We start from the raw sequence: 5,535 nt of genomic DNA, 5'->3' as shown, positions 1-5,535 counted from the left end.
TTGCGAGCGTAGCTCTGAGGGGCAGGGGTGATTGGACCCGGAACTGCGGTAGAAGTGATTGGAGCAGGTATAGCTGCCAGTCCTCCGAGAAAGAAAATAAAAAGTCCTCCCCTGAAAACAGGGGAGGACTTAGACAGGCTAGCAACAGAAGAAAGTTAGATCAGCTCTACTTCTTCCTTCACCTCTTCAAATACTTTCTTGTAAAATACCTTGTGCACATCGACAGCTTCTTCATTCGTAGCAGGGCGTTTTTTGGCGTAGGTGCCGTCTTCGCGCATGATGTAGGAGTTCTGGTTGTCAAGCAGGTTGTAGTACAGGATGTTGATGGCTTCTTTCTGCAGTTCTTCATTCACGATCAAGAACAGGGCTTCGATGCGGCGGTCAAAGCTGCGCACCATGATGTCGGCGCTGCCACTGTATACCTTCGGTTCGCCGTTGTTGTGGAAGTAATAGATACGGCTATGCTCCAGGTACTCTCCTACTATGGATTTCACGGTGATGTTCTCGCTCAGCTCCTCCCGCTCCGGGCGCAGACAACAGATACCCCGCACGATCAGCTTGATCGGAACGCCGGCTCTGGAAGCTTTGTAGAACTCATCGATTACCTCTTTGTCTTCCAGGGAGTTTATCTTGATCACGATGCCGCTCTTGAGTCCTTTCTTGGCATTGCGGGCCTCGTGCCGGATGAGCTCAATGAGCTGCGAGCGCATACCTTTCGGGGACGTGAGCAGGTACTTGTATTCGTTTGGCCGGGAGTGCCCTGTGATGACATTGAAGAACTCCGAAACGTCATGCGCATATACCTCGTTGGTCGTCAGCAGGCTCACGTCCGTGTACAAGCGGGCTGTCTGCTCGTTGTAGTTGCCGCTGCCGATGTGCACGTAACGCGTCACCTTCTCCCCTTCCTTACGGATGATCATGAGCATCTTGGTATGCGTCTTATACTTGCTGATGCCGTAGATCACAAAGCAGCCGGCTTTCTCCAGTCGCTCTCCTTCGCGGAGGTTACGCTCCTCATCAAAGCGCGCCTTCACCTCAAACAACACCGACACGTGCTTGCCGTTCTCGGCGGCTTTCAGCAAGGCGGCCGTTACCCGCGACTGGTCCGCCAGGCGGTAAATGGTCTGTTTGATGCCCAGCACGTAAGGGTCCTCGGCAGCGCGCTCCAGCAGCTGTACAACCGGCTCCATGTTGTTATAGGGGTGGTGCAGCAGCACATCGTGCTCCTTCAGGTACTGGAACATGTCCACTCCATCGCCCGGCAAACTGAGCGGTGTCACCGAAGCAGGCTGCTTTGCCCCTTTGTCGCGGAACTGCCGGTGGTTGATGATCTGCCACAGGCCGCGCAGGTCGATCATGCTGGTGATCGTGAATACATTGGCATTGTCGATCACCCAGCGCTCCTTCAGCACCTTCATCATAAACTGCGACGGATTGCGCTCTATTTCCAGGCGCACCACACGGCCCTTCTTGCGGGTTTTGAGTTTCGACTTGATCTCCTGCACAAAGTCTGCTTCGATATCATCCGATTCTTCGAGGGTGAAATCACCGTTGCGGGTGATGCGGAAGAGGTTGGCAGAGACGATCTCCACGTTGCGGAAAAGCTTTTTGATCTTCCAGCGGATGATCTCTTCGATGGGAACGAATACGATCTTGTCTTTGCGGTTGATCTCGTAAAAACGCGCCAGGTTCTGGGGTATCTGCACAAACGTAACCCGGTCCTGCGCTTTTATCTCCTCTGTCGTGCGGGTGACCACGCCAAAGGTAAGCAGCTGGTTCATGAGCAGCGGGAATCCATGGTAATTGTCATACACCATGGGGGTGAGCAGCGGGTAGATCGTGTTTTTGAAATAGCTGTCTACCTTCTTCTGTTCGATCTCGGTCAGGTCCTCTACCTTCAGTATGTCGAAGCCGCTCTTGTCGAAGAGCTCCATCAGTTCGTTGTTGAAAGTCAGGTACTGATCGTTTACAAACCGGTGCGCGTAGTCGAGCAGCTTTTTGCGGAAGGGCATTTCGCGCAGGCCCGAATAGTCGAGGCGCTCCTTGCCGTAGTCGATGTAGTTGTACAAACTGCCTACCCGGATCATGAAGAACTCATCCAGGTTGGAGGCCGTGATGGCCATAAACTTAAGCCTGTCAAACAAGCTGCGGCTCGTATCCCGTGCCTGGTCGAGCACACGGTAATTGAATCGCAACCAACTCAGGTCGCGGCTGATGTATTTACTTTTCTTGATTTGGTCAGAAACCTTATTGACTAGCATGTTTTCAGATGTTAAAGACTGCCTCTTGCCACTCCTCCTACCTACGGCCCCGGCAGCGGGCCAAGGTATGCGAGCAGAATAGCCGGGCTGCCCAACTGCTAATATAAATTTTGTAGATGAATTTGTCACACGTTTTGCCGAAAGCTTGTGCAATTGTTTTTGGAAAAAGAGCCCCTTACCGGTAAACGCTCGGGCGCTGCCAGAAGTACTTTCCGGGAAAGATAAAACTTATCGGCCGGGCGTCTGTATAAAAACAGTATAAAACAATGAGTATCATGCAACTAAATCAGACACCGGATACCAGCGAGTTCGAACTTCCTCCCCTGCCTTTGGAGGAGTGGGAAGCGACAAAAGATACCCTGCACCTTTACCTGCAGATCATCGGGAAGATCCGCCTCACCCTGATGCCGCCCAAAAACCACTGGTGGCATGTGACCTTATACCTGACATCGCGCGGCCTAACCACGGGCCCTGTCCCGTACCGGTTCTATACCTTCGAAATCGAGTTTGATTTTATCGACCACCAGCTCCTGATCCGGACCAGCACCGGCGCTACGGAACAGATCAAACTGCAGGACGGGCTGAGTGTAGCGGAGTTTTACACGGCTGTGATGAAGTCGCTGGACGTGCTGGGCATCCAGGTAGAAATTCTGGCAAAACCTTACGACAACAAAAGTAAGATCCCGTTTGCCGAAGATCACACCCACGCCACCTACCACCCCGAGCAGGTGCACAACTACTGGCGGATACTGAGCATGGTGGACGAGGTGATGGAAGAATTCAGTGGCCGCTTTTATGGCAAGGCCTGCCCGGTGCAGCTCTATTGGCACCACATCGACCTGACCATGACCCGGTTTTCCGGTAAAAAAGTACCGGTGCGGTCGGAGGCAAGCCGGGTGGAGCGGGAAGCTTATTCGCATGAGGTGATCAGCTTTGGCTTCTGGCCCGGCGATGAACAGGTGCGCTTCCCGGCTTTCTATTCCTATACCTTCCCTTCGCCGCCAGGTATAGAAAACGAGCCCCTGCAGCCTGCTGCGGCCAGCTGGGTCGATTCCAATGGCAGCCCAATGGCGCTGCTCCCTTATGAAGACCTGCGGCAGGAGGAGAATCCCCGCCAGGCCCTCCTAGACTTCCTGGAAAGTGCCTACCAGGCGGGAGCGAAAGGTGCCGGATGGCCCGTGGAAGAACTCCGGGTGACACATGACTGAGACAATACGCCCGCAAGACTATACCTTGTCGCTGTCCCGACGCTTTTAGTGTTAGCTTTTCGTTATCTCCACTAAGCAGTACTGTCCCTGGTTGTAAGGTATAGGTATAGGGATAGCTATACCTGAAGCGGCTATTTCGCTGTAGCTACTGCAACCGCAGCTTGCGGACAGGCTATAAACCAGCAGCAGCTGCACCTCCTAAAGAAGTGCAGCCGCTGCTGGTTTATACGTTCAAGAAATTACACGTCTACACGGGCATACTTGGCATTGCGCTCAATGAAATCGCGGCGAGGACCTACCTCATCACCCATCAGCATTGAGAACAGGTGATCTGCTTCGGCAGCCGAGTCAATACTCACCTGCTTCAAACTTCTCACTTCCGGGTTCATGGTGGTGGTCCAGAGCTGTTCCGGGTTCATTTCACCAAGACCTTTGTAGCGCTGCACCCCAACACTGTCTTCTCTTCCTTTGCCAAGCTCGGCAATCGCTTCCAAACGATCCTGCTCACTCCAGCAGTAGCGCTCTTCTTTTCCTTTCTTTACCAGGTATAGCGGCGGCAGGGCAATGTACACATACCCGTTCTCGATCAGCTCGCGCATGTAGCGGAAGAAGAACGTCAGGATAAGCGTACGGATGTGTGATCCGTCGATGTCCGCATCCGTCATGATGATGATACGGTGGTAACGCAGCTTCTCCATGTTCAGGGCTTTTTCGCCATCTGCCGTACCAAAGCTCACGCCAAACGCCGTGATCATGTTCTTGATCTCTTCGTTCTCGTAAATGCGGTGTTCCTGCGCTTTTTCCACGTTCAGGATCTTACCGCGCAGCGGCAGGATCGCCTGGAACTGACGGTTACGGCCCTGCTTAGCAGAACCGCCCGCTGAGTCCCCTTCCACCAGGTAGATCTCGCAGTTCTCCGGGTTGCTGTCGGAGCAGTCGGCCAGCTTACCAGGAAGGCTGGTGCCGGATAACACGCTCTTACGCTGCACCATCTCGCGGGCCTTGCGGGCTGCGAAACGGGCCTGTGCGGCCAGTATCACCTTCTGCACGATGATGCGTGCCTCTTTCGGGTTCTCTTCCAGGAACTGGTTCAGCATTTCGCCTACCGCGATATCTACCGCACCACCCACATCCGAGTTACCCAATTTGGTTTTGGTCTGTCCTTCGAACTGCGGCTCCTGCACTTTCACAGAAATAACCGCTGTCAGGCCTTCCCGGAAGTCATCACCGGCGATCTCGATCTTCACCTTGTCCAGCATACCCGATTTGTCGGCGTAAGCCTTCAGGGTACGGGTCAGCGCGCGGCGGAAACCACCTACGTGCGTTCCCCCCTCGATGGTGTTGATGTTGTTCACATACGAGAAAATGTTCTCGGTATAAGAGGTGTTATACTGTAGGGCAATTTCTACAGGCACACCGTTTTTCTCACTTTCGATGTGGATCGGCTCCGGTATCAGGTTCTCGCGTGTCTCATCCAGGTAGGCCACAAACTCTTTCAGGCCACCTTCGGAGTAGAAAGTCTCGGACAGCACCGGCTGGCCTTGTTCATCCAGTTCACGCAGGTCCTGCAGGTTAATGCGGATGCCTTTGTTGAGGAAGGACAGCTCGCGCAGACGGCCGGCAATGGTATCGTACTTGTATTCGGTCGTCGTGAAGATGGAATCATCCGGCTTAAACTGTACCGTAGTACCTGTTTTGTCGGTCGTACCGATCTCGCGCACGGGGTAAGCCGGCGCACCGATGTTGTAGTGCTGTTCAAATATCTTCCCGTTGCGATGCACGGTAACGTGCAGGTCCGTAGACAGCGCGTTCACGCAGGATACACCCACGCCGTGCAGACCACCGGAGACTTTGTAGGTATCTTTGTCGAATTTACCTCCCGCGTGCAGCACTGTCATGACCACCTCAAGGGCCGAGCGGCCTTCTTTGTGGTGGAAGTCTGTCGGGATACCCCGCCCGTTGTCGGACACGGTTACAGAGTTATCTGGATTTATGGAAACGTTGATCGTGTCGCAATGACCGGCCAGGGCTTCATCAATAGAGTTATCTACTACCTCCCACACCAG

Annotated in this window: 3 protein-coding genes; 1 reads left to right on the top strand and 2 read right to left on the bottom strand. The window is 53.7% G+C overall.

Features of this window, described 5'->3' with window-relative positions; translation table 11 throughout:
• Positions 1-155 precede the first annotated feature (155 nt).
• On the bottom strand, positions 156-2,261 hold the full coding sequence (ppk1, locus tag OB13_RS20025) for a polyphosphate kinase 1 (RefSeq protein WP_461491956.1): 2,106 nt from the start codon (positions 2,259-2,261) through the stop codon (positions 156-158).
• A gap of 275 nt (positions 2,262-2,536) precedes the next feature.
• Between ppk1 and OB13_RS20020 the strand changes: the two genes are divergently transcribed.
• On the top strand, positions 2,537-3,469 hold the full coding sequence (locus OB13_RS20020) for a DUF5996 family protein (RefSeq protein WP_461491955.1): 933 nt from the start codon (positions 2,537-2,539) through the stop codon (positions 3,467-3,469).
• A gap of 239 nt (positions 3,470-3,708) precedes the next feature.
• Here OB13_RS20020 and gyrB read toward each other — a convergent pair.
• On the bottom strand, positions 3,709-5,535 hold a 1,827-nt coding region (gene gyrB / locus OB13_RS20015), incomplete at its 5' end, for a DNA topoisomerase (ATP-hydrolyzing) subunit B (protein WP_461491954.1).

The organism is Pontibacter sp. HJ8 (genome assembly GCF_054824225.1).
This window is presented reverse-complemented; position numbering and strand designations above follow the sequence as displayed.

What these genes read in the sequence shown, in the direction of transcription:
- ppk1 (WP_461491956.1), bottom strand. Translation starts at nt 2,261, where the DNA reads ATGCTAGTCAATAAGGTTTCTGACCAAATCAAGAAAAGTAAATACATC.
- OB13_RS20020 (WP_461491955.1), top strand. Translation starts at nt 2,537, where the DNA reads ATGCAACTAAATCAGACACCGGATACCAGCGAGTTCGAACTTCCTCCC.